Source organism: Kitasatospora nipponensis, assembly GCF_039528135.1.
In the GTDB taxonomy this organism is placed as follows: domain Bacteria; phylum Actinomycetota; class Actinomycetes; order Streptomycetales; family Streptomycetaceae; genus Kitasatospora; species Kitasatospora nipponensis.
This window is the reverse complement of record NZ_BAAALF010000039.1, coordinates 31,574-52,876: the sequence shown is the minus strand read 5'-3', so window position 1 is coordinate 52,876 and position 21,303 is coordinate 31,574. Positions and strand designations below refer to the sequence as shown.

At 74.3% G+C, this 21,303-nt stretch carries 19 protein-coding genes; 7 read left to right on the top strand and 12 right to left on the bottom strand.

Annotation, left to right across the window (positions count from 1 at the left end; all coding sequences use genetic code 11):
* Positions 1–1,289 (bottom strand): ATP-binding protein (locus tag ABD323_RS14150; protein WP_344441845.1); only part of this gene is annotated, 1,289 nt, incomplete at its 3' end.
* 271 nt (positions 1,290–1,560) lie between these two features.
* Here ABD323_RS14150 and ABD323_RS14145 point away from each other — a divergent pair.
* Complete coding sequence (locus ABD323_RS14145) at positions 1,561–3,390, top strand: potassium channel family protein (RefSeq protein WP_344441844.1); 1,830 nt, start codon at positions 1,561–1,563, stop codon at positions 3,388–3,390.
* A 51-nt stretch (positions 3,391–3,441) separates the two neighbouring features.
* Here ABD323_RS14145 and ABD323_RS14140 read toward each other — a convergent pair whose 3' ends face one another.
* The 6 genes from ABD323_RS14140 to egtA form a co-directional block, all read right to left on the bottom strand.
* A complete protein-coding gene (locus tag ABD323_RS14140) occupies positions 3,442–4,386 on the bottom strand; it encodes an AurF N-oxygenase family protein (RefSeq protein ID WP_344441843.1) in 945 nt (314 codons plus the stop codon).
* A gap of 104 nt (positions 4,387–4,490) precedes the next feature.
* Entirely contained in the window at positions 4,491–5,096 is a 606-nt protein-coding gene (locus ABD323_RS14135) for a TetR/AcrR family transcriptional regulator (RefSeq protein ID WP_344441842.1), read from the bottom strand.
* A gap of 120 nt (positions 5,097–5,216) precedes the next feature.
* Positions 5,217–6,194: an L-histidine N(alpha)-methyltransferase gene (gene egtD, locus ABD323_RS14130; RefSeq protein WP_344441841.1), complete on the bottom strand. Its 978-nt coding sequence runs from the start codon at positions 6,192–6,194 to the stop codon at positions 5,217–5,219.
* Positions 6,191–6,958: an ergothioneine biosynthesis protein EgtC gene (gene egtC, locus ABD323_RS14125; RefSeq protein ID WP_344441839.1), complete on the bottom strand. Its 768-nt coding sequence runs from the start codon at positions 6,956–6,958 to the stop codon at positions 6,191–6,193. Before egtC ends, egtD begins: the two co-directional genes overlap by 4 nt.
* The gene (gene egtB / locus ABD323_RS14120) at positions 6,958–8,295 is read right to left on the bottom strand and encodes an ergothioneine biosynthesis protein EgtB (RefSeq protein WP_344441838.1); all 1,338 of its coding nucleotides are present in this window, start codon (positions 8,293–8,295) and stop codon (positions 6,958–6,960) included. Before egtB ends, egtC begins: the two co-directional genes overlap by 1 nt.
* Positions 8,289–9,653, bottom strand: a complete 1,365-nt coding sequence (egtA, locus tag ABD323_RS14115; protein ID WP_344441837.1) for an ergothioneine biosynthesis glutamate--cysteine ligase EgtA — start codon at positions 9,651–9,653, stop codon at positions 8,289–8,291. The genes egtB and egtA overlap by 7 nt, the downstream gene beginning before the upstream one ends.
* A gap of 253 nt (positions 9,654–9,906) precedes the next feature.
* On the opposite strand from egtA, the gene ABD323_RS14110 reads away from it, so the two are divergent.
* From ABD323_RS14110 to ABD323_RS14095, 4 genes are all read left to right on the top strand, one after another.
* Positions 9,907–10,572: a TetR/AcrR family transcriptional regulator gene (locus ABD323_RS14110; RefSeq protein ID WP_344441836.1), complete on the top strand. Its 666-nt coding sequence runs from the start codon at positions 9,907–9,909 to the stop codon at positions 10,570–10,572.
* Between the two features lie 94 nt (positions 10,573–10,666).
* Positions 10,667–12,163 (top strand): MFS transporter, encoded by a 1,497-nt coding sequence (locus ABD323_RS14105; RefSeq protein ID WP_344441834.1) that lies wholly within the window; start codon positions 10,667–10,669, stop codon positions 12,161–12,163.
* Between the two features lie 195 nt (positions 12,164–12,358).
* Complete coding sequence (locus ABD323_RS14100; RefSeq protein WP_344441833.1) at positions 12,359–12,973, top strand: hypothetical protein; 615 nt, start codon at positions 12,359–12,361, stop codon at positions 12,971–12,973.
* Positions 12,974–13,088: 115 nt separating this feature from the next.
* The gene (locus tag ABD323_RS14095) at positions 13,089–14,150 is read left to right on the top strand and encodes a S66 family peptidase (RefSeq protein ID WP_344441831.1); all 1,062 of its coding nucleotides are present in this window, start codon (positions 13,089–13,091) and stop codon (positions 14,148–14,150) included.
* 42 nt (positions 14,151–14,192) lie between these two features.
* Here the strand turns inward: ABD323_RS14095 and ABD323_RS14090 are convergent, their stop codons facing one another.
* Positions 14,193–14,807: an O-methyltransferase gene (locus tag ABD323_RS14090; RefSeq protein WP_344441829.1), complete on the bottom strand. Its 615-nt coding sequence runs from the start codon at positions 14,805–14,807 to the stop codon at positions 14,193–14,195.
* A gap of 66 nt (positions 14,808–14,873) precedes the next feature.
* Positions 14,874–15,413 (bottom strand): RBBP9/YdeN family alpha/beta hydrolase, encoded by a 540-nt coding sequence (locus ABD323_RS14085; protein ID WP_344441828.1) that lies wholly within the window; start codon positions 15,411–15,413, stop codon positions 14,874–14,876.
* Between the two features lie 132 nt (positions 15,414–15,545).
* On the opposite strand from ABD323_RS14085, the gene ABD323_RS14080 reads away from it, so the two are divergent.
* Positions 15,546–17,498 (top strand): phosphocholine-specific phospholipase C, encoded by a 1,953-nt coding sequence (locus ABD323_RS14080; protein ID WP_344441826.1) that lies wholly within the window; start codon positions 15,546–15,548, stop codon positions 17,496–17,498.
* Positions 17,499–17,507: 9 nt separating this feature from the next.
* On the opposite strand, the gene ABD323_RS14075 is transcribed toward ABD323_RS14080, so the two are convergent.
* Entirely contained in the window at positions 17,508–17,903 is a 396-nt protein-coding gene (locus ABD323_RS14075; protein WP_344441825.1) for a RidA family protein, read from the bottom strand.
* A 104-nt stretch (positions 17,904–18,007) separates the two neighbouring features.
* Between ABD323_RS14075 and ABD323_RS14070 the strand changes: the two genes are divergently transcribed.
* Entirely contained in the window at positions 18,008–19,435 is a 1,428-nt protein-coding gene (locus ABD323_RS14070; protein ID WP_344441846.1) for an FAD-binding oxidoreductase, read from the top strand.
* On the opposite strand, the gene ABD323_RS14065 is transcribed toward ABD323_RS14070, so the two are convergent.
* Complete coding sequence (locus ABD323_RS14065) at positions 19,408–20,385, bottom strand: NAD-dependent epimerase/dehydratase family protein (protein WP_344441824.1); 978 nt, start codon at positions 20,383–20,385, stop codon at positions 19,408–19,410. The genes ABD323_RS14070 and ABD323_RS14065 overlap by 28 nt on opposite strands.
* Before the next feature lie 100 nt (positions 20,386–20,485).
* Positions 20,486–21,303, bottom strand: an 818-nt coding sequence (locus ABD323_RS14060; protein WP_344441822.1) for a carbohydrate binding domain-containing protein, incomplete at its 5' end; no start/stop codon positions are given.

Below are 21,303 nucleotides of genomic sequence, written 5' to 3'. Positions count from 1 at the left end.
CCCCCCACCCCCCCCCCCCCCCCCCCCCCCCCCCCGGCAGTCCGCCCCCCCCCCCCCCGCCCCCCCCCCCCCCCCCCCCCCCCCCCCCGCCCCGGAGGCCCCCCGGCCCATCCCCCTTCCGCCGGCCGCACGGCGGCAGCCGGTGGAACGGGGATGGGCCGGGGGGCCTCGGGCGCCGGGGTGGTGTCGGGCGGCGTCGCGAGCGCGCGGGCCGGCGGGCCGGACTGCCGCGTGGTGGCCGGCGGGAGGGGGGCGGCTGGGCGGGCCCGGGGTGCGAGGGCGGTGGGCGCCTCCTGCGGCGTCAGGTGGGTGAGCAGGGCGGTCGGCAGGAAGACCACCGCCCGCACACCGCCGTAGGGCGACCGGGTGTCCACCGAGACCTGGAACCCGTAGCGCGCCGCCAGCACGCCGATCACCGCGAAGCCGAACTGCGGTGGGTCGCCGAGCCGGGTGACGTCCACCGTGCGCTGCCCGGAGAGCAGGTGCCCGGCCTCCTCGGTCTCCCGCCGGCCCAATCCGACCCCGGCGTCGTCGATCACGATGCAGGCGCCGTTGTGCGCGGGCTGCAGGTTCACCTCGACGTCGGTGTTGGGCTGCGAGTGCCGGGCCGCGTTGTCCAGCAGTTCGGCCACCGCCAGCACCACCGGCTCCACCACCCGGCTGACCAGGGCGAGTTCGAGCTGGGTCCGGAGCTGAACACGTCGGTAGTCGCGGATCCGCGAGGTCGCGCCGCGCACCACGTCGCTCAGCGAGGAGGCGCTGCGCTGGCGGCCCGGCCAGGAACCGCAGAGCACCGCGATGGCCTGCGCCCGGCGCCCGAACTGGGAGTTGGCGTGGTCGATCTCCAGCAGGTCGCGCAGCACGGCGGGGTGGTCGTGCCGTTCCTGCATCTCGGAGATGGCGACCTGCTGCTCGTTGGCGAGACCCTGCAGGGCCCGCACGGCCCCCTTGAGGGCGGCCTTGCTGTTCCGGTCGGCGCGCGCCTCCGCCCGCTCGGCGGCGCTGGTGAACTGCTCGTAGACGCTCTGCAGGTTCCTGGTGAACTCGCTGCCGGCCAGCAGCGGGTGCGGGTGGGTGCCCTGGGTGAAGGTGGAGTGGGTGAACGCCGGCAGCTTGACGGTGGCGAGCAGCAGCGCCTCCTCGTCCCGCGCCGCGACCGCCGCCAGGGCGCCCTTCAGCGCCCTGGCCCGGACCCGGGCGACGCGCCACTGGCGCAGCAGCAGGCCCAGGCTCACCGGCAGACCGCCGGCCAGGCTCCAGGCCACCGCCTGCGGAATATGTGCTGTCATCAAGATCCTTGCACGGACGGACTGTTCACCGGGCCGTGGACCGGCAGGCGCGGATCATCTAACCAGATTGACGACACAATGTCAGAAGTCTGTCTCACCCAGTGATGTGAGGGACCATCAATTTCTTCCCGATGGCCGAAACCGATCGCCGGGCCGACCGGTGGCGGATGGCGGGACCGGATGCGGTGTGCGAAGGACCCCGGTGCTGAAGCTGCTGAAGACGGGTGGCGGCGGCGTGATCGGGCCAGGTCCGGTCACTACCATGTGAGGCATGACACAGGCAGCTCGGGGGGAGCCTTCGGTCGGGTCGACCGCTCCTCCGGTCCCGTTCAGCGACCACTACATCGTCAGCGGCGGCAACGCGCTGGCGCACCGCCTGATCCTGGAACTCCTGGAGCACTACGAGGTCCCGGTGGTGGCGATCGTGCCCGACCTGGCCCGCGACCACGGGCCGCGGATCGAGCGGATCCCGGGTGTCGCGGCCGTGCTGGAGTCCGGCACCGTCACCGCGGACGCGCTGCGCGCGGCCGGCGCCGCCAGCGCCCGCGGCATCGCGCTGGTCGACGGCGACGACCAGGCCAACATCCACGCCGCGCTCAACGCCCGCAGCCAGAGCCCGGGGATCCGGATCGTGCTGCGGATGTTCAACCTGCGGCTGGGCGAACACGTCCAGCGCATGCTGACCAACTGCGCCGCGCTCTCCGGCTCGGCCACCGCGGCGCCGGCCTTCGCCAACAACGCGCTCTCCCAGCCGCACACCGTCCAGGTCGGCGACCGGCTGCTGTGCGTCAACTACGACTACGACCCGCAGCAGGACTCCGGCTACCTCGCCGTCGCCGCCGACCGGATCGACCGCCAGGACCTCGGCCGGCTCCGGCTGCTGCCCGAACCGGCCTCGGCGGCCAGTGAGTTCATCCAGCTGGCGAGCACCGCCGAGGGCGGCCCGGTGGCCCTGGGACGGGTGCCGGGACCGCGGGCGGACTGGAGCAGTCAGGCCGTCCTGCAGACGCTGGCGCGCCAGCCGCGGGTCCGGGTGTCGGCCTTCGCCCGGCTGCGCTACCGGGTCCTGGACGCCCTGCGGTTCTTCACCACCTTCCGCAACAGGATGATCCTGGGCAGCCTCGGCGGCGTCATCGGACTGTCCTTCGTGCTGCTCTGGGTGCTCAACCGGGACTTCCTGTGGACCTGTTACACCACCTTGCTCGACATGGCCGGCGCCGCCACCCCGGACCAGCGCGGCGCCCCGGCCTCGGCCGGCACCGGCGGCGGCTGGCAGCGGCTGGCCCAGGTGGTGATCACGCTCTGCGGCGTCTCCTTCGTCTCGGCGGTCACCGCCTTCATGGTCGACGTGCTGGCCTCGCTGCGGCGCGGCCTGCCGCGCAGCCCCAGCTCCGGGCTGCGCGACCACGTGATCGTGGTGGGGCTGGGCAACGTCGGCACCAGGGTGGCCACCCTGATCCACGAACTGGGCGTCCCCGTCGCCTGCCTGGAGATCGACCCGCAGGCGCGCGGCATCGCCGCGATGCAGGCGCTGCGGATTCCGGTGGTGGTCGGCGACGGCCTGCTCGCCGACCAGCTGCGCACCGCCCGCGCCCAGCACGCGCAGGCGGTGGTGGCGGTCACCAGCGACGACGCGGTCAACCTGGAGGCGGCCCTGGAGGCGCGCGAACTCCGCGGTGACCTACGGGTGGTGCTGCGGTTCTTCGACGACGACTTCGCCCGCCACGTCTACGCCAAGCTGGGCAACGTCGCCTCCCGCTCGGTCTCCTACCTGGCCGCCCCGGCCTTCGCGGCGGCGCTGATGGGCCGCGAGGTGCTGGGCACCCTCTCGGTCTTCCGCCACGTGCTGCTGGTCGCCGAGTTGACCGCCGAGGAGGGCACCGCGCCGGCCGGGATGAGCCGGGCCGACATCGAGGCGCTGGGCGGGATCAGGGTCCTGGCGCTGCGCCGGGCCGGCGGCGGCGCGTACGACTGGCACAACGCCGACCGCGGGCGCCCGCTGGTCGCGGGCGACCGGGTGGCGGTGGTGGCCACCCGGATCGGCCTGGCCCGGCTCAACACCGCGACGCCCGAGCCCTCGGTGGAGCCCGCCGGGTCCTGAGGGGAGGGCGGGCCACGGTGACCGGGCCGGGCGCGGCGACGCCCGGGCCGGTCAGGGCAGCAGCGAGGCCCGGCGCCACATGGCCTCGCTGCGCCGGTCGATGATGCCGATCTCGGTGAAGAAGGCGATCGCCTTGCGGGCCCAGTCCCGCTTGGCCGCCTGCCAGTGCGCGTTCTGCTCGGCGACCACCCTGGCCTGCCGCGGGTCGAGCCCGACCAGCCCGTAGACCCGCGGGTTGACGCACTCGATCACCGCCTCGTACGCCAGCACCCCGATCACCTGCCGGAACACGGCCCGCCGGGCCGGGCTCATCCTGGCCCAGCGCCGCTCCAACTCCGGCTTGGCGTAACCGATGTGGCGGGCCTCCTCGATCACGTGGATCTTGGCCACGGCCCGCGCCAGCGGCTGCAGGCTCTCGTCGCGGATCATCTCGCGCTGCATCGCGTCGGTGAACTCCTCGACGAATATCGCGCCCGCGAAGGTGAGCGTGGTGTCGTTGAGCAGCAGGTGGAACTTGCCGCGCCGGTGGGCCCGCTTGCTGGGCCGGGCGGTGGGGTAGCCGGTCTTGGTGATGTACCGGGCGAACATGGTGGAGTGCCGGCACTCGTCGGCCACCTCGGTCAGCGCGTACTGGGCGTGGCGGGTGGTCAGGTCGCTGTCGTAGACGTGCCGGACCAGGCCGTTCATCAGGATCAGCTCGAACCAGATGCCGGCCGCGGTGACGCTGGCCAGCTGGTGGACGCTGAGCCGGGCCTGCTGACGCGGGGTCAGCCGCTCCCACAGCTCGGTGCCGTAGAGCGAGACGCGGTGCGCGGGCAGGGCGAACTGGTCGGGGTCGAGGGGCGCGTCCCAGTCGATCTCGGTCAGCGGGTCGTGCGAGTGCTTCGCGGAGACGCGCAGCAGGCGCTCGGCGTTCAGCTCGCGGTCGGCGAACGGGTCGCGGGCCACCGTCGCGGTGGCACCGGCACGGGCGGGGGTGGGGGAGGTGTCGGGCACGGTACGGCTCCGGTTCGGGCGTAGGGCCGGGGGAGGCGGGCGGCCGGGGGGGGGGGGGGGGGGGGGGGGGGGCGGGCCGGCGAGTGGGGGCGGCCGGGGGCGGGTCAGGCGCAGCAGCCGCCGAGGGCGCGCAGCGCGAAGACGATCAGTGCCGGGATCAGGTCGTCGGGGGCCCGGCCGCCGTCGGCGAGCGGGCCGACCAGGGCCTCGCCGACCCCGCCGACCAGCAGCGCGGCGGTCAGCTGCGGATCCTGCGGGGGCAGCCGGCCGGCCGCCGTCCCCTCGGCGATCCGGGCGGCGATCACGTCGCGGAAGGCCCGGCGGAAGACCAGGCGTTCGGCCTCCACCTCGGCGTCCACCGGTTCGGCGAGCAGCGCGTACGCCAGGCGCGGCGCTCCCAGCGCGCGGCCGGCGAAGGTGCCGATCACCGAGGCGACCTGGGCGTGCAGGTCCCCGGCGAACTCGGCGGCCTCGCGCACCGCCGCCACCTCCCGGCCGACCACCGCGCGGAACAGCTCGGCGACCAGCTCGGCCTTGCTGGGGAAGGAGCGGTACACGCTCCCGGTGGCGATCCCCGCCCGCGCGATGCCCGCGGCCACCGAGCAGGCGGCGTAACCGCGTTCGGCGAGCAGCGCGGTGGCCGCGGCGAGCACGGTCTCGCGCTGCGCGTCCAGCCGGGCTTGCACGGCGGGGGTCTTCCGGTAGGCCATGGCAAGAAGTGAAGCAGCGATTCACACCTTCGGACAAGACCCCGCGCACGGCGGATCCGGGCAGCGGAAAGGGGGCCGCGGCTGTCGACCGCGACCCCCGTGCCTGCGCCCGATCCCCCGCTACGCCACCGGGTGGGCGAGCGAGAGGCCGAACCGCCCCTCGGGGTCGGTCCACCAGTGGGCCAGGGCGAAGCCGGCCGCCGTCAGCTCCCGCTCCACCCGCTCGCGGCGGAACTTGGCCGAGACCTCGGTGCGCAGCTCCTCGCCCTCGGCGAAGCGCACCACCAGGTCCAGGGCCGGGATCTTCACCTGCTGGGCGCGGGTCGAGCGCAGCCGCATCTCGATCCACTCCTGCTCGGGGTCCCAGAGCGCCACGTGCTCGAAGGCGTCCGGCTCGAAGCCCGCGTCCAGCTCGCGGTCCAGCACGTTGAGCACGTTCTTGTTGAACTCGGCCGTCACGCCGGCCGCGTCGTCGTAGGCGGCGACCAGCACCGCGGGGTCCTTGACCAGGTCGGTGCCGAGCAACAGCGAGTCGCCGGGCGCCAGTTCGCTGCGCAGGGCGGTCAGGAAGGCGGCCCGCTCGGCCGGCAGCAGGTTGCCCAGCGTGCCGCCGAGGAAGGCGACCAGCTTGGGCCCGCGCACCGCCCGTGGCAGGGCCAGGCTCGCGGTGAAGTCGGAAACCACTCCATGGACGGCCAACTCAGGGTAGTCTGCTGCCAGTTGGTGACCTGCCTCACGCAGCGCGCTCTCGCTGACGTCGACCGGCACATAGGTCTCCAGGGTGCCCAGCGAGCGCAGCGCGTCCAGCAGCAACCGGGTCTTCTCCGAGGAACCGGAGCCCAGTTCGACCAGCGTGCGGGCCGAGGTCGCGGCGGCGATCGTGCCGGCCCGCTCGGTCAGGATGGCCCGCTCGGCGCGGGTCGGGTAGTACTCGGGCAGCCGGGTGATCTCCTCGAACAGCTCGCTGCCGCGCTGGTCGTAGAACCACTTGGGCGGAAGCCACTTGGGCCGTGCGGTCAGCCCGCTGAGCACGTCCGAGCGCAGCGCGTCGGCGAAGTGGTCGGCGGGGAGCTGGCGGGTGAGCTCGAAGGCGGTCATCGCAGGGGGTCCTCTCGAAGAGCGGAGTCCAGGGGATGGACGGTCACCGCGTCGGGGGTGGCGAGCAGCACGGAGCGGTCCGGGACCGGCGTCCAGCCCGGGCCGTCGTCGCCGGGTTCGGAGGCGACCCGCACCGAGCGGCCCAGCTCCAGCCGGTGGAAGAGGGTGTCGCCCCAGGTGGTCGCGGCGATCACCTTCCCGTCGGTGAGCAGCAGGTTGAGCCGGGCCTCGGTGCACCGGGCGACCTCGCGCACGGTGCCGGCCAGCGCCCGGGCCGGCTCCTGGCCGCTGCGCAGCCGGCGCCGCAGCAGGGCCCAGACGAGCGCCGAGTCGCAGCGTGCCTCCAGCCCCAACAGCTCGGCAGGCTCCAGCAGTTCGGCCACCGCCCCGGTGGCCTTCGGCCAGCCGGTCAGGGCACCGTTGTGGCTGAAGAGCCAACCGTCGGCCGCGTACGGCGCGGCGGCGGCCTCACCGGCGGTGGTGCTGGCGGTGGCCGAACGGACCGCGGCCAGCAGCGCCCCGGTGCGCAGGACGCGGGCCAGGTCGGTGAAGTTCTCGTCGGCCCAGATCGGAACCGCCCGCCGGTAGCGGGCCGGGTGCGGCTGGCCCTCGGCGTACCAGCCCAGGCCGAAGCCGTCCGCGTTGACCGTGCCGTGCCGCTGCATGCGCGGTGCCCAGGACTGCCGGTAGAGCCCGTAGGGCGGCTCCACCAGCAGCTCGGCCGGACTCACCGGCGGGCCCAGGTAGGCGAGATGGCGACACATCAGGCGCCGCTCCCGGCGTCCCGGGCGGTCCGGAAGCCGGCGAAGATCTGCCGGCGGATCGGGTAGTCCCAGTTGCGGAAGGTGCCCCGGCAGGCCACCGGCGCCACCGCGAAGCTGCCGCCGCGCAGCACCTTGTACGGCGCCGCCTCGCCGGGCGCGGGGAAGAAGACCTCCGAGTACTCCCGGTAGGGCCAGGCCCGGAAGCCCGGGTAGGGCGTGAAGTCGCTGGCCGTCCACTCCCAGACGTCGCCGATCAACTGCCGCACCCCGTGCGGCGAGGCGCCCTCGGGGTAGCTGCCGACCGGGGCCGGCTGGAGGTGGCGCTGGCCGAGGTTGGCGTGCTGCTCGGTGGGTGCGGCGTCGCCCCACGGGAAGCGCCGGGAGCGGCCGGTGGCGGGGTCGTACCGGGCGGCCTTCTCCCACTCGGCCTCGGTCGGCAGTCGCCGCCCGGCCCAGCGCGCGTAGGCGTCCGCCTCGTACCAGGTCACGTGCAGCACCGGTTCCTGCGGCGGCAGGTCCTCGGTGCGTCCGAACCGCCGGCGCAGCCACTGGCCGTCCTCGTGGGTCCAGAACAGCGGCGCGCTCAACTGGGCCGCCATCCGGTGCTCCCAGCCCTGCGGACTCCACCAGGACGGCTGCTCGTAGCCGCCGTCCTCGACGAAGCGCAGGTAGTCGGCGTTGCTGACCGGCACGGTGTCGATGGCGAAGGCCGGCAGGTCGACCTGGTGGGCCGGGCGCTCGTTGTCCAGCGCCCACGGCTCGGTGTCCGTGCCCATGGTGAACGGTCCGGCCGCGATGACGACCTCGGCGGGCAGCACGTCGCCGGGCGCGGGCGGCGGGGCCGGCGCGGTGAGCACCGCGGCGCCCGCGCGCAGTTGGTGGGTGATCAGCATCGTCTCGTCGTGCTGCTGCTCGTGCTGGGCGATCAGACCGAAGGCGAACCCGGCCTCCAGCAGCGGGGCGCCGGTCAGCCGGACGCCGTCGAGCAGGTCCAGCACCCGCCCGCGCACCTCGTGCCCGTAGGCGCGGGCCTCGGCGGGCGCCAGCAGCGGCAGCGAGGGCCGCTCGGAGCGCGGGTGCTCGAAGGCGTCGTAGAGCGGGTCGATCTGCGGGTACATCGACTCGCGGCCGCCCACGTTGCGCAGCAGCCAGAGCTCCTCCTGGTTGACGATGTGCGCCAGGTCCCAGACCAGCGGGGACATCAACGTGGAGTGCTGGGTGGTGAGTTCGTTGTCGTCCAGGCAGTCGGTGAGGCCGCCGGTGCGGTCCCGGGCGGTCAGCAGCTCGTGGGCGATGCTCGCGCGCAGCTGTTCGTCGGTCAGGTCGGGGTTCAGCACGGTGCGTCCTCCTGGGGCGCGGTGGCGCGGCGGGCGCCCGGCGGGTCCAGCAGATCGTCGGCGGGACATCGGCCCCGCACGGGGTAGCGCTCGGCGAACTCGCCCAGCAGCCGGCGCAGTCGGCCGTCGCCGTCCTGGCCGGCCAGTGCGCTGTCGGCGGCCGCGAAGCAGCCCAGTGCCGCCTTGCGCAGCACCGGGTCGTCCATGCCCCGGGTGGCGGCCCTGGTCCAGGCGGGGCCGCGCGGCCCGGGCTCGGCGCCGTTCGCCGCCGCCTCGTGCGGCTCCAGCGGTTCGAGGGCGGCGAGGGCGGCCTCGGCCGCCCGCGGGTCGCCGAAGAGCGCGGCGGTCAGCACCGCCGGTACCAGCCAGCCGTCGCCGGGCTGCGCGTCGATCATCCGCAGCTCCAGGTAGCCGCGCGGGCGCACCGGCGGGAAGAGCGTGGTCATGTGGTAGTCGAGGTCGGCCAGGCTCGGGCGCTCGGCCTCGGGCCGGCGCAGCCAGTCGCGGAAGGTCAGGCCGGCCGGGGCGTTCCACGGCCGGCCGGCGGGGCGGCGCACGCAGAGCACCTGGGCGTCCAGCACGTAGCGCGCCCAGGCCAGGCGCGGGTCGCCGTCCACGGCGGCGGGCGCCAGCGTGCGGCTGGGGTCCATCCGGGACCAGACCGCCTGCCGGGTGGACCGGTAGCCGGTGGGCCGCCCGTCCAGCAGCGGGGAGTTGGCGAAGGCGGCGACCAGCACCGGACCGAGCCGGTGGGCCAGCAGCCAGCGCTGGCGAAAGCCTCGCGGGTCGGCGGCGTCGGTGCCGGCGTCCAGGCAGACCTGCAGCGAGGCGGTGACGCACATCATGATCCGGCCCCACGGCCCGGCCCGTCCGAAGAACTCGTCCATCGCCAGGTAGCGCGGCTGGCGCAGCAGGATCCGGCGCTCGCGCGGATGCGGGTCGGTGCCGTAGCCGGCGAGGGTCAGGCCCTGGGCGGTGAAGGCGCCGCGCAGGGCGTCCAGGTCACGGCGGGTGGTCTCGAGGCACTCGGTGAGTCCTTCGGCGGCCGGGGAGCTGAGCTCTACCTGGCCGCCGGGTTCCCGGGTGAGCCGGGAGCCGAGGGGGAGGAGCGGGTTGTCGGGGTCGAGCCGCAGGGTGTCCAGGGCGGCCGCCACCTTGTCGGGGTCGGGATCGCTGTCGGGTCGAGCGGAGTCATGGACGAACCACTCCAGTTCGACGCCGACCCGCCGCGGGGGGCCGATCTTGAAACACGTGCTGGCCACGTACGCCTCGGCGGACGACTGGGTCAGCGGGGTCACCGTCGGTGGTGCCTGCGGTGCGGTGCCGAGGGATGGGCTCGACGGCCGTCCGTAGTTCACTGCGATCACCGTCCTCGTCGATCGGGGTCTGAGCACACCCCGGCCTTCCTGCCCAGTCTGCGACGCGCCACACGGCAGCGCCCGGCATGTGGCCGCCCGGAAGGGATACCCACAGGTCAGCGAGGTCATCCCGGCGAGGTGAGGTGGCTCACACCGGGGAAATCCGGCGGAGCGGAAATATCCGGGGAGCTTCTCCCCGTTTGCAGTACAGTCGATGGAAGTGGGGAGCGAATCCCCGGAAAGGAGCGCCGTGATGGACACCCTGCAGGTCGAGTCGACCGCTCGCCCCGCCGCGGCGCCCCGCCTGAGGGCCGACGCCACCCGCAACCGCGAGCGGATCATCACCGCCGCGCGCGAGCTGTTCGTCGAGAACGGCGCGACCGTGCCGCTGGACGACATCGCCAAGCGCGCCGGCGTGGGCAACGCGACGCTCTACCGCAACTTCCCGGACCGCTCCGCCCTCGTGCGCGCGGTGGCACTCTCGGTGATGGGCCGCATCCTGGTCCGCGCCCAGCAGGCCCTGGCCGACGACCGGGACTCCTTCGAGGCGCTGTGCGACTACGTCCGGGCCGCCTCCGAGGAGCGGATCGGCGCGCTCTGCTCGCTGCTGTCGGAGTACGTCGACCTGCAGCACGACGAGCAGCTCCTGGCCGCCCGCACCGAGCTGGAGCAGGCCGTCGAGGACCTGATGGCACGCGCCCGGCTGGACGGCCGGCTGCGCCCCGACGTCGCCCCCGGCGACCTGTTCCTCGCGCTCGCCCAGCTCACCCGCCCGCTGCCCGGGACCGGCTGCCTGAAGCTGGACCTCAGCACGCTCTTCGAGCGCAACCTGATCGTCTTCCTCGACGGGCTGCGCGCCCCCGCGATCTCCGCCCTGCCCGGCCGGGCCGTCACCACCGAGGATCTGCGTCCGTCCTGAGCCGCCCCGGGAGCACCCGGGTCCCACGAGTTTCCTGACGCGGCACAGCCGCGCCGTACCGTCAGCCCCACCCTGTCGTTAGGTGAGTACCTCCATGTCTTCATCCGACCTCCAAGCCGATCCCAGGCGCTGGAAGGCCCTGGCGTTCATCGCGCTGGCCCAGCTCATGGTGGTGCTGGACGCCACCATCGTGAACATCGCCCTGCCCTCCGCCCAGGCGGACCTCGGCTTCTCCGACACCACCCGCCAGTGGGTGATCACCGCCTACGCGCTGGCCTTCGGCGGGCTGCTGCTCTTCGGCGGCCGGATCTCCGACCTGTGGGGCCGGCGCCGGACCTTCATCACCGGCCTGGTCGGCTTCGCGCTGGCCTCGGCGGTCGGCGGCGCCGCCGCCAGCACCAGCATGCTGATCGGCGCCCGCGCCCTGCAGGGCCTGTTCGGCGCGCTGCTCGCACCGGCCGCGCTCTCGCTGCTCACGGTGATGTTCACCGAGGCCAAGGAGCGCGCCAAGGCGTTCGGCATCTACGGCGCGGTCGCCGGTGGCGGTGGCGCGATCGGCCTGATCCTGGGCGGCGTGCTCACCGAGTACCTGAACTGGCGCTGGACCTTCTTCATCAACGTCCCGTTCGCGGTCATCGCGGTGGCCGGCGCCATCCTGGTGATCACCGAGCCGGTCGGCAGCCGCAACCGCAACAAGCTCGACATCCCCGGCGTGCTGCTGGTCTCCACCGGTCTGGTCTCGCTGGTCTACGGCTTCACCAAGGCCTCCGAGGACGGCTGGACCTCCGGCACCACGATCGGCCTGTTCATCGCCGCCGCCGTGCTGCTGGCCGCCTTCGTCCTGGTCGAGAGCAAGGTCAACGCCCCGCTGCTGCCGCTGCGCGTGGTGCTCGACCGCAACCGCGGTGGCGCCTACCTCTCGCTGGGCCTGGCCATCATCGGGATGTTCGGTCTCTTCCTCTTCCTGACCTACTACATGCAGAAGGTGCTCGACTACACCCCGGTCATCACCGGTGTGGCCTTCCTGCCCATGGTCGCCGGCATGATCACCGGCTCCACCCAGATCGGCGCCCGGCTGATGAACCGGGTCCAGGCCCGGTACCTGATGGGCCCCGGCTTCCTGGTCGCGGCCGCCGGCATGCTGATCCTCACCCAGATCAAGGTGGACTCGTCCTACTGGCTGATCCTGCCGGGCCTGATCCTGATGGGCCTGGGCATGGGCACCGCCTTCATGCCGGCGATGAGCCTGGCCACCTTCCGGGTCCGCCCGCAGGACGCCGGCGTCGCCTCGGCGATGGTGAACACCTCGCAGCAGGTCGGCGGCGCCATCGGCACCGCGCTGCTCAGCACGGTCGCCACCAGCGCCACCACCGCGTACGTCAAGGCCCACGCCGGCCCCGGCGTGTCGCCGAAGCTGCTCCAGGCGCAGGCCGCGGTGCACGGCTTCTCCACCGCGATCTGGTGGTCCTTCGGGATCCTGCTGATCGCCGCGGCGATCGCCGCCACGCTGCTGAACGGCGGCGGCAAGGCCAACCACGTGGTGGCCTCCGCCGACGGCGAGGTGGCCGACATCCCGGTCATGGCGCACTGACGGTCTGACGGACACCGGCTGCGCTGCCACGACGGCGCCGTCCCTCCTGCAGGAGGGACGGCGGCGTCGGCGTGTGCGGGGGGCCTGCGGTGGGGTGCGGTGGGGTGCGGTGGGGCGCGCGGGGCGGCAAACCCGGTGGACAGCCCGGCGCGCTCCGTGATCGACTCGCCGCCCGGAGACCTGGAGGAGCACCGCATGACCGACCCCGGCAGCGACCCCGTCTCCCGGCTGCGGCACGCGGTGCGGCGCACCGCGGAGCTGGTGCGCGACCGGCCGGCCACCGGCCTGGGCCACGACGACGCCGACGACCGGCAGGGCACCATCGCCACCGACGGCGCGATCGGCTTCGACCCGCTGCGCCTGCTGGCCGAACTCGACCGGCAGGGCGCCCGGGTGGTGGTGATCGGTCAGGTGGCCGGCATCCTGCACGGCTCCACCGAGCTCACCGGCGACCTCGACCTGCTCTGGGACGGCGCCCCCGAGGGCGCCGCGCGGATGGCCGCCGCCTTCGCCGCGGTCGGCGCCCGGCTGACTGACGACGACGGCGCCGAGGTCCGCTGCGAGGCGTCCGCCTTCCTGCTCCCCAAACTCGACTTCAGCAGCCCGGCCGCCAGCGGCGACTGCTGCACCCCGGCCCTGCCCTGGGGCGAGCTGGACGTCGCCGGGTTCGCCGCCCGCGCGCTCAGCACCGCGGGCGAGGACGGCACGGTCATCCACTACCTGACCCGGGCCGACCTGACGGCCATGCGGCGCGCGGTCGGCCGGCCCAAGGACCTGCGCCGGGCCGCGGAGCTCGAACGGCTGGCCTGACCCGCCCACCTGCCCGCCCACCTGCCCGCTCCGCCGGACGCCCGGCAGCCGCCCCGGCCGGGCCGGGCGCGAAAACCGCTGGTGGCAGTTGCGACGGCCGACCTACGATCACCGCATGACGACGCCGGCCACCCCCGTGACCCCCGTGTACCCCGCCAAGCCGCGGCCCGGCGACAAGGTGGCGATCCTCTCGCCGTCCTTCGCCGGCCCCGCGGTCTTCCCGCTGCCCTTCGAGCTCGGGCTGCGCCGGCTGCGCGAGGAGTTCGGGCTGCTGCCGGTGGAGTACCCGACCACCCGCAAGCTCGGTGCGAGCGCGCGCGAGCGGGCCGCGGACATCAACGCGGCCTTCGCCGACCCGGAGATCCGCGCGGTCATCGCCAGCATCGGCGGCGAGGACCAGATCACCGTCCTGCCGCACCTGGACCGCGAGCTGATCCGGGCCAACCCCAAGCCGTTCTTCGGCTACAGCGACAACACCAACCTGCTGCTCCTGCTGCGCAACCTGGGCATCGTCAGCTACCACGGCGCTTGCGTGATGGTGCAGTTGGGCCGCGGCGGCGCCGTGCACCCGGCCACCGCCGACTCGCTGCGCGCGGCGCTGCTCGGCTCGGGGGAGTACGAGCTGCGCCCCGGCGCGGAGTTCCGCGACGTCGAGCAGGACTGGGCGGAGCCGGGGGCGCTGGCGCAGGAGCCGGCCATGCGGCCGGCCGAGGGCTGGACCTGGCACCGGGCCGACCGGGTGGTGGAGGGGCTGGGCTGGGGCGGCAACCTGGAGATCCTGTCCTGGATGCTGATGGCCGACCGCGAGATCCGGCCGGTCGAGGAGTACGCCGGGCAGGTGCTCTACCTGGAGACCTCCGAGGAGATGCCCGGCTCCGACGAGGTGTACCGGATCCTGCGCAACATGGGCGAGCGCGGACTGCTGCGCCAGTTCCCCGCCCTGCTGATGGCACGGGCCAAGAGCTGGAGCTTCTCGCAGCCCCTGGAGCCGGCCGCCGGGGCCGAGTACCGGGCCGCCCAGCGCGAGGCGGTGCTCCGCGCGCTGGCCGAGTACGCGCCGGACACGCTCGCGGTCTTCGACGTGGACTTCGGCCACACCGACCCGCACCTGGTGCTGCCCTGCGGCGGGCGGATCCGGGTGGACGGCCCGGCCCGGCGCATCACCGTGCAGTACTGACCGGCCGGGCGGCGCCCCTCGAGGTCCGCGCCGCCCGGCCCGTCAGCCCCGGTCGGCGTCCGCGCGCAGGGTGGCGACCACCGAACCGAGGTCCGGCGCGAGCCGGACCTCGGTGGCGCGCAGCGCCGGGTGCTCCAGCCAGTGCAGCCGCGCGGTGTCCGGCTTCCCCTCGTGCAGCGGTGGCCAGCCCGTGGTGGGGGTGAAGTCGTCCACCACCACGGTGCCGCCCGGGGCGAGCAGGCGCAGCGGGTCGGCGGCCGGCCCGGCGTCCTTGCCCTGACCGCCGCCGTCCAGCACCAGCAGGTCGAACGGCCCGCGCCCGTACAGCTCGGTCCAGTCGCCGTGCACCACCTCGACCTGCGGCCGGCCGGCGAAGACCTCGGCGGCCAGCGCCGCCCGCACCGGGTCGCGCTCCACGCTGACCAGCCGCACCCCCGGCGCCGCGCCGCTCGCCAGCCAGGCCAGGCCCACCCCGCACCCGGTGCCGCTCTCGCCGATCCGCGCGCCCGCGCCCTGCGCCAACGCCTGGATCAGTCGGCCCTGTTCGGGCCGGCAGGAGTGCTCGAACCCGTGCGCGCGGGCGACTTCCAGAGCCCGGGCGACCAGCGGCGGCAGGCCGGCGAGGGTCTCGTGGGCGGCGGTTCCGTTCAGGGACATGGCGCGGCGGCCTCCTGGGTCGGTCGTGCTCGGTGCGGTCAGTGGTGCTCGATCAGTGGCGCTCGATCAGTGCTGCTCGATCAGTTCGCGCAGCAGTTCCTGCCCGGCGGGCCAGTCACCCATGCCCGAATCGGAGTTGAGGTGTCCGTGGGCGCCGGCCTCGACCAGGCGCGAGCCCCAGCGGTCCGCGAGCAGCCGGGACCGCTCGATGCTCGCGTACGGGTCGTCGCTGCTGGCCACCACGATGCTGGGGAAGGGCAGCGGCTCCAGCGGGATCGGGCGGAAGTTCGTCAGCTCGTCGATCTCCACGGTGTCGATGTCGGCCGGCGCGACCAGCAGCGCCCCGTGCACCGGCAGGCCGTGGCGGGCCGCCCAGTGCGCCACCGTGACGCAGCCGAGGCTGTGCGCGACCAGCACCACCGGCCCTGGCTGCGCCACCACGGCCTTGTGCAGCGTGGCGACCCAGTCCTCCACCAGCGGGAAGTCCCAGTCGGCCTGTTCGACCCGCAGGTACTGCGGGTGCAGTCGCTCCCAGTGGGACTGCCAGTGCTGGGGACCGGAGTTCTGGTAGCCGGGCAGGAGGAGAACGGTGGGGGTGATCGTCATGCCGCGATCCTACGGTCGCGGCCGCCGACCCTCGGATCCCCACAGCCGTCCGCGGGTCTTCCGTTGTTCACCCATCGCTGGAAGGATCCCTACCCGCAGGTAACCGACCCCTCGTGCGTACCAGGAGGACCCGTGTCCCCGCTCTCCCGTCGTGCCCTGCTCGGTTCGGCCGTGGCCTCGGGCGCCGCGCTCGGCCTCGGCGCGCTGCCCGGCTCCCTCCAGCAGGCGCTGGCCGCCCCCACCGCGCCCGGCACGCTGGACGACGTCGAGCACGTGGTGGTGTTCATGCAGGAGAACCGCTCCTTCGACCACTACTTCGGCACCCTGAACGGCGTGCGCGGCTACGGCGACACCTCCCGGCTGCGCTTCCCGGGCGGCTCGGACGTGCTGCGGCAGAAGATGCTCGGCACGGTCGGCGGCACCAGCCTGCTGCCGTGGCACCTGGACACCTCCACCAGCGACGCGCAGCGCATCTTCGACCTGGACCACTCCTGGAGCGGCACCCACAGCGCCTGGGCGAACGGCCAGTACAGCAACTGGATCCCGGCCAAGACCTGGTACACCATGGGCTACTACCGCCGCCAGGACATCCCGTTCCAGTACGCGCTCGCGGACAACTTCACCCTCTGCGACCAGTACTTCTGCTCCACGATGGCCTCCACCGACCCGAACCGGCTCTACCTCTGGTCGGGCACGGTCGACCCGCACGGCACCGGCGGCGGCCCGGTGACCGACAACAGCCGCACCGGCTTCACCTGGACCACCTACCCCGAACGCCTGCAGGCCGCCGGCATCTCCTGGAAGGTCTACCAGCAGCAGGACAACTACGACGACAACGCGTTGGCCTGGTTCAGGTCCTTCCAGACCGCCCCCCAGGACTCGCCGCTCTTCGTCAACGGCATGGCCCGCCGGGGCGCCGACGACTTCGCCCAGGACGTGGCGAACGGCCGCCTGCCCGCCGTCAGTTGGGTGGTCGCCCCGCAGGCGCAGTCGGAGCACCCCAACTACCCTCCGGCGCAGGGCGCGGACTTCACCTCCTCGGTGGTGCTGCAGGCGTTGGCCGCCCACCCCGAGGTCTGGGCGAAGACCGTGGTACTGCTCAACTACGACGAGAACGACGGCTTCTTCGACCACGTGGTGCCCCCGGTGGCCCCCGACGGCACCCCGGACGAGTTCATCAACGGCGCGCCGATCGGCCTGGGCCCGCGGGTGCCGATGATCGTCATCTCGCCGTGGAGCCGGGGCGGGCGGGTCAACTCCGAGGTGTTCGACCACACGTCGGTGCTGCGTTTCCTGGAGAACTGGACCGGGGTGCGCGAGCCCAACATCTCCGCCTGGCGCCGCACGGTCTGCGGCGACCTGATGTCCGCCTTCGACTTCACCACCAGCGACCGGACCTTCCCCGCGCTGCCCGACACCAGGAAGCTGCTGGCCGACCTGGCCGAGCAGGACAAGCTGCTGCTGCCGCCGCTCTTCCCGCCGCTGGTCCAGCAGGTGCCCGAGATCGAGCCGGGCGACCGCCCGTCGCTGCCGACCGGCTACCGCTTCGGCTCCTCCTCGCGCACCGACACCGCCAAGGGCCTGCTCTGGATCAGCCTGGACAACCTGGGCTCGCTGGGCGCGGGCATCTCGATGTACACGGTGAACTTCCGTCAGTTCGGCGCCTGGCGCTACACCCTGCCGGTGGGCGGCAACGTGACCGACTACTTCAGCGCGCTGGGCGTCAGCGGCGGCCCCTACGACATCGACGCGCACGGTCCGGACGGGTTCCTGCGCGGGTACAAGGGTGACGTGCGGACCTGGACGAACCCGGCCAAGGGGCACCCGGAGGTCGCCTCGGTCGAGCACCCGGACGGCGTACGGATCACCCTGACCAACCAGGGCAGCCACCCGGTCGTCTTCACCATCGGCGCCAACACCGCCTTCGGCGCGAGCGGTTCGTCCCCCCGCACGGTCACGGTGCCCCCGGGCGGCAGCGTCGCGGACCGGCTCACCCCGACCACCGCGGGCCGCTACGACTACGCGGTGAGCGCCGACACCGGCGACGGCTTCGAGCGCCGCTTCGCCGGCCGCCTGCAGCCCTAGGCGTTCCGGCTAGGGCACCACGGCCAGCGCGTCGACCTCCAGCAGGTAGTCGGGGGAGATCAGCCCCGCCACCACCACCGCCGAACTGGCCGGCGGGCGCGCGGTGTCGATGACCGCGTCGCGGGCCTCGCGGACCGCCGGCAGCTGCGCGACGTCGGTGACGTAGAGGGTGAGCTTGACGACGTCGGCGAAGGTGGCGCCGGCCTCGGCCAGGCAGCGGCGCAGGTTCTCGAAGACCTGGCGCGCCTGCGCGGCCGGGTCGCCGAGGCCGACCGGCCGGCCCTGCTCGTCCATGGCCAGCTGGCCGGAGACGGCGATCAGGCGGCCGGTGCCCCAGGCGACGTGGCTGTAGCCGCGGCCCGGGGCGAGGCCGGCGGGGGCGAGGACGTGGACGTTGTCGGACATGACGGCTCCGGGTGGTGGCGGGTTGGGGGCAGGGACGGCAACTCACCCTAGAGCCACCACCCGAGCGCCGTCCCCCCGGCGCTACGGTGGGTGTCGTGGACTCGATGGCAGCGGAGCTGGCCGCGCTGCGGGCGGCGGTCGCCCTCGGCGGCGTACTGGATCCCGCGGACCCGGCGGCGGGCTTCGTGCGCGACGAGCGCGGCCTGCTGCCGTCGCACCCGGCCGCGGTGCTGCGCCCGCGCAGCACCGAGCAGGTGGCCACCGCGGTGGCGCTCTGCGCCCGCCACGGCGTGCCGGTGGTGCCCTTCGCGGGCGGCACCGGTTTGGTCGGCGGCGCCGTGCCGCTGGGGGAGGCGAGCCAGCTGGTGCTCAGCGTGCGGGCCCTGGACCGGATCCGCAGCGTCGATGCGGCCGACTTCGCCCTCACCGCGGAGGCCGGCTGCGTGGTCGCCGACGTGCAGCGGACCGCGGAGGAGGCCGGGCTGCTCTTCCCGCTGCGGCTCGCCTCCGAGGGCAGCTGCCGGATCGGCGGGGTGGTGGCGACCAACGCCGGCGGCAGCAACGTGCTGCGCTACGGCATGACCCGCGACCTGGTGCTCGGCCTGGAGGCGGTGCTGCCGGACGGCCGGATCTGGCACGGGCTGCGCAGCCTGCGCAAGGACAACAGCGGCTACGACCTCAAGCAACTGCTGATCGGCTCCGAGGGCACCCTGGGCGTGGTGACGGCCGCCACCCTGCGACTCTTCCCGCGCCCGGGCCACCGGGCCGTGGCGCTGCTCGCCCTGCCCGGCCTCGCCCCGCTCGCCGGCCTGTTGGCGCTCGCCCGCGAGGTGTGCGAGGACCGGCTGACCGCACTGGAGCTCTTCGGGCGCACCGGCCTGGAGCTGGTGCTGCGCCACCTCACCGGCCACCGCGACCCGTTCGCCCGGCCCCATCCGCAGTACCTGCTGGTCGAGGCGAGCGCCGGCCGCGACGGCGCCGCGCTCACCGCGCAGTTGGAGCACTTCCTGGCCGAGGCGATCGAGCGCGGCTGGGCCCTGGACGCGGTGCCCGCGCTCGACCGCCCGCAGGCGCAGGCGCTCTGGGGGCTGCGCGAGGCCCTGCCGGAAGCGGAGAAGCGGGCGGGCGGGGCGGTCAAGCACGACGTCGGGGTGCCGCTCGGCGCGCTGGGCGCCTTCGTGGCCGCCGCCGCCGAGCGGCTGGCCCGGCGCTACCCGGCCGCGGTGCTCAACGCCTTCGGTCACGTCGGGGACGGCAACGTGCACCTCAACGTGCTCGTCCCGGCCGGCACCGACCGGGCCGCGCTGAGCGCCCTGGTGTACGAGCTGGTCCAGGAGTACGCGGGCACCATCAGTGCCGAGCACGGCATCGGGGTGCTCAAGCGTGAGGCGCTCACGCAGGTCCGCTCCCCGCTCGAACTCGCCCTGCTGCGCGCGGTGAAGGACGCCCTCGATCCGCACGGCATCATGAACCCGGGCAAGCTGCTGGCCGCCGCACCGCCCGCTCAGGACGGCGGCAGTACGCCGAAGTGACGCAGCGTCGCCTCGACGGCGGCCAGCGGGTCGCCGGGGTGCCAGCCCAGCTCCAGCTGCGCCCGGCGGGCGTCGGGGGTGACCTCCGAGGTCAGGAAGTGCAGCTCGCCGAAGGAGAGTTGGGGGGCGCTGCGGGTCAGCTTGGCGGCCAGCTCGCCGACCGCGGCGAACGCCCAGGCGGCCGGCGCGGCGAGCGTCAGCGGGATCCGCGCCCGCGGGAGGGCCTCGCGCACCAGCGCGGCGATCTGCGGCAGTTCCAGGTAGCGGTCCACGAAGAGGTAGCGCGAGCCGGCCGGCGCCTCGGCGGCCAGCAGGTGGCCGCGGGCCAGGTCCTCGTTGCCGACCACCGCCATGCCGCCCGGCGGCAGCATCGGCACCCGACCGCGGGCCAGGTCGACCAGCATCCGGTTGAGCGCGGTGGGCGCGGCGGGACCGGGGCCGAAGACCGCCGAGGGGTGGGTGATCCGGGCCGGCAGTCCGCGCCCGATCGCCTCGGTCACCAGCCGGTCGGCCTCCTGCTTGGAGCGCTCGTAGGCGGTGCCCAGCGGCCGGCCGGCGAGCGTGCTCTCGTCGAAGGGGGTGGCGCGGGTGCGTTCGAAGACGTCCATGGTGCTGGTGTGCACGAAGCAGTCCACGCCCTGCGCCAGCGCCGCCTCGACCAGGTGCGCGGTGCCCGCCACGTTCACCCGGTGGAAGGCGCCGCGGTCGCGCAGCCACTGCTCGGGCAGGCCGGCGGTGTGGAAGACGGTGTCGCAGCCGGCCAGCGCCGCGCGCAGCCGCTCGGGCTCGCCGAGGTCGCCGGCGACCGGCCGCACCCCGGGCGGCAGCACGCCCGCCGCCCGCGCCGGATCGCGCACCAACGCCGTGACCCGGTCGCCGCGTTCGACCAGCAGCCGGGCCAGCGGGTGGCCGACGGTGCCGGTGGCACCGGTGATCAGGACCTGACGCACGCCACGCTCCTGGGACGGCGGTCGGGCCCGGCACGGACGCCTGGCCCCGCCTGCCGGGGAGAGGGCAGGCGGGGCCAGGCTACTGCAGGTGGGGCGGGGACTAGCTGATCGCGAAGTCGTCGCCGTAGACGGCGCTCTGGCCGTACCAGCCGTGCAGGTAGACCGTCACGGTGCCCGACGCTCCGGTGGTGAACGGCACGGTCAGCTTGGTCCAGCCGCTGGCCGAGGCCCAGGTCGAGCCGGTCGCGCCGCCCGAGACCCCGACGTAGGCGTAGTTGCCCTGCACCCAACCGGTCAGCGTGTAGGCGTGGTTGGGCAGCAGGGTGACGCTCTGGTCGCACTCGCCGGTCTGGCCGGCGGAGGGCGCGGCCTGCAGCGCGTGGCTACCGGAGTGGACGGGGGTGGAGACCACCGCACCGCCGCTCTGGCAGGTCCACGGGCTCAGCGAGCCGGTCTCGAAACCGCCGTTGACCAGGCTGCCGCCGGTGGAGGTGCCGGTGACGGTCAGGGTGTAGGTGGCGGTGTGGGTGCCGGAGGCGGCGGTGCCGGTGACGGTCAGCGGGTAGCTGCCGGGGGCGGTGGCCGCGGTGGTGGCGATGCTCAGGGTCGAGCTGGCGCCGGCGGTGACGCTGGCGGGGCTGAGGGTGGCGGTGACGCCGGCGGGGGCGCCGGAGACGGTCAGGGCCACGCTCTGGGCGCTGCCGGAGGTGACGGCGGTGGCGACCGTGCTGCTGGTCGCCGGAGCCGGCGGTACCGAGCCGGCCGCCGGGGAGGCGCTCAGCGAGAAGTCGTTGACCGGGGTGCCGGTGACGCCCAGGGTGTAGGTGGCGGTGTGGGTGCCGGAGGCGGCGGTGCCGGTGATGGTCAGCGGGTAGCTGCCGGGGGCGGTGGCCGCGGTGGTGGCGATGCTCAGGGTCG

Excerpts from the sequence above, each read along its gene's own strand:
- ABD323_RS14145 (WP_344441844.1), top strand. The coding sequence starts at position 1,561 with ATGACACAGGCAGCTCGGGGGGAGCCTTCGGTCGGGTCGACCGCTCCT.
- ABD323_RS14135 (WP_344441842.1), bottom strand. The coding sequence starts at position 5,096 with ATGGCCTACCGGAAGACCCCCGCCGTGCAAGCCCGGCTGGACGCGCAG.
- egtD (WP_344441841.1), bottom strand. The coding sequence starts at position 6,194 with ATGACCGCCTTCGAGCTCACCCGCCAGCTCCCCGCCGACCACTTCGCC.
- egtC (WP_344441839.1), bottom strand. The coding sequence starts at position 6,958 with ATGTGTCGCCATCTCGCCTACCTGGGCCCGCCGGTGAGTCCGGCCGAG.
- ABD323_RS14110 (WP_344441836.1), top strand. The coding sequence starts at position 9,907 with ATGGACACCCTGCAGGTCGAGTCGACCGCTCGCCCCGCCGCGGCGCCC.
- ABD323_RS14105 (WP_344441834.1), top strand. The coding sequence starts at position 10,667 with ATGTCTTCATCCGACCTCCAAGCCGATCCCAGGCGCTGGAAGGCCCTG.
- ABD323_RS14100 (WP_344441833.1), top strand. The coding sequence starts at position 12,359 with ATGACCGACCCCGGCAGCGACCCCGTCTCCCGGCTGCGGCACGCGGTG.
- ABD323_RS14095 (WP_344441831.1), top strand. The coding sequence starts at position 13,089 with ATGACGACGCCGGCCACCCCCGTGACCCCCGTGTACCCCGCCAAGCCG.
- ABD323_RS14090 (WP_344441829.1), bottom strand. The coding sequence starts at position 14,807 with ATGTCCCTGAACGGAACCGCCGCCCACGAGACCCTCGCCGGCCTGCCG.
- ABD323_RS14085 (WP_344441828.1), bottom strand. The coding sequence starts at position 15,413 with ATGACGATCACCCCCACCGTTCTCCTCCTGCCCGGCTACCAGAACTCC.
- ABD323_RS14075 (WP_344441825.1), bottom strand. The coding sequence starts at position 17,903 with ATGTCCGACAACGTCCACGTCCTCGCCCCCGCCGGCCTCGCCCCGGGC.
- ABD323_RS14070 (WP_344441846.1), top strand. The coding sequence starts at position 18,008 with ATGGCAGCGGAGCTGGCCGCGCTGCGGGCGGCGGTCGCCCTCGGCGGC.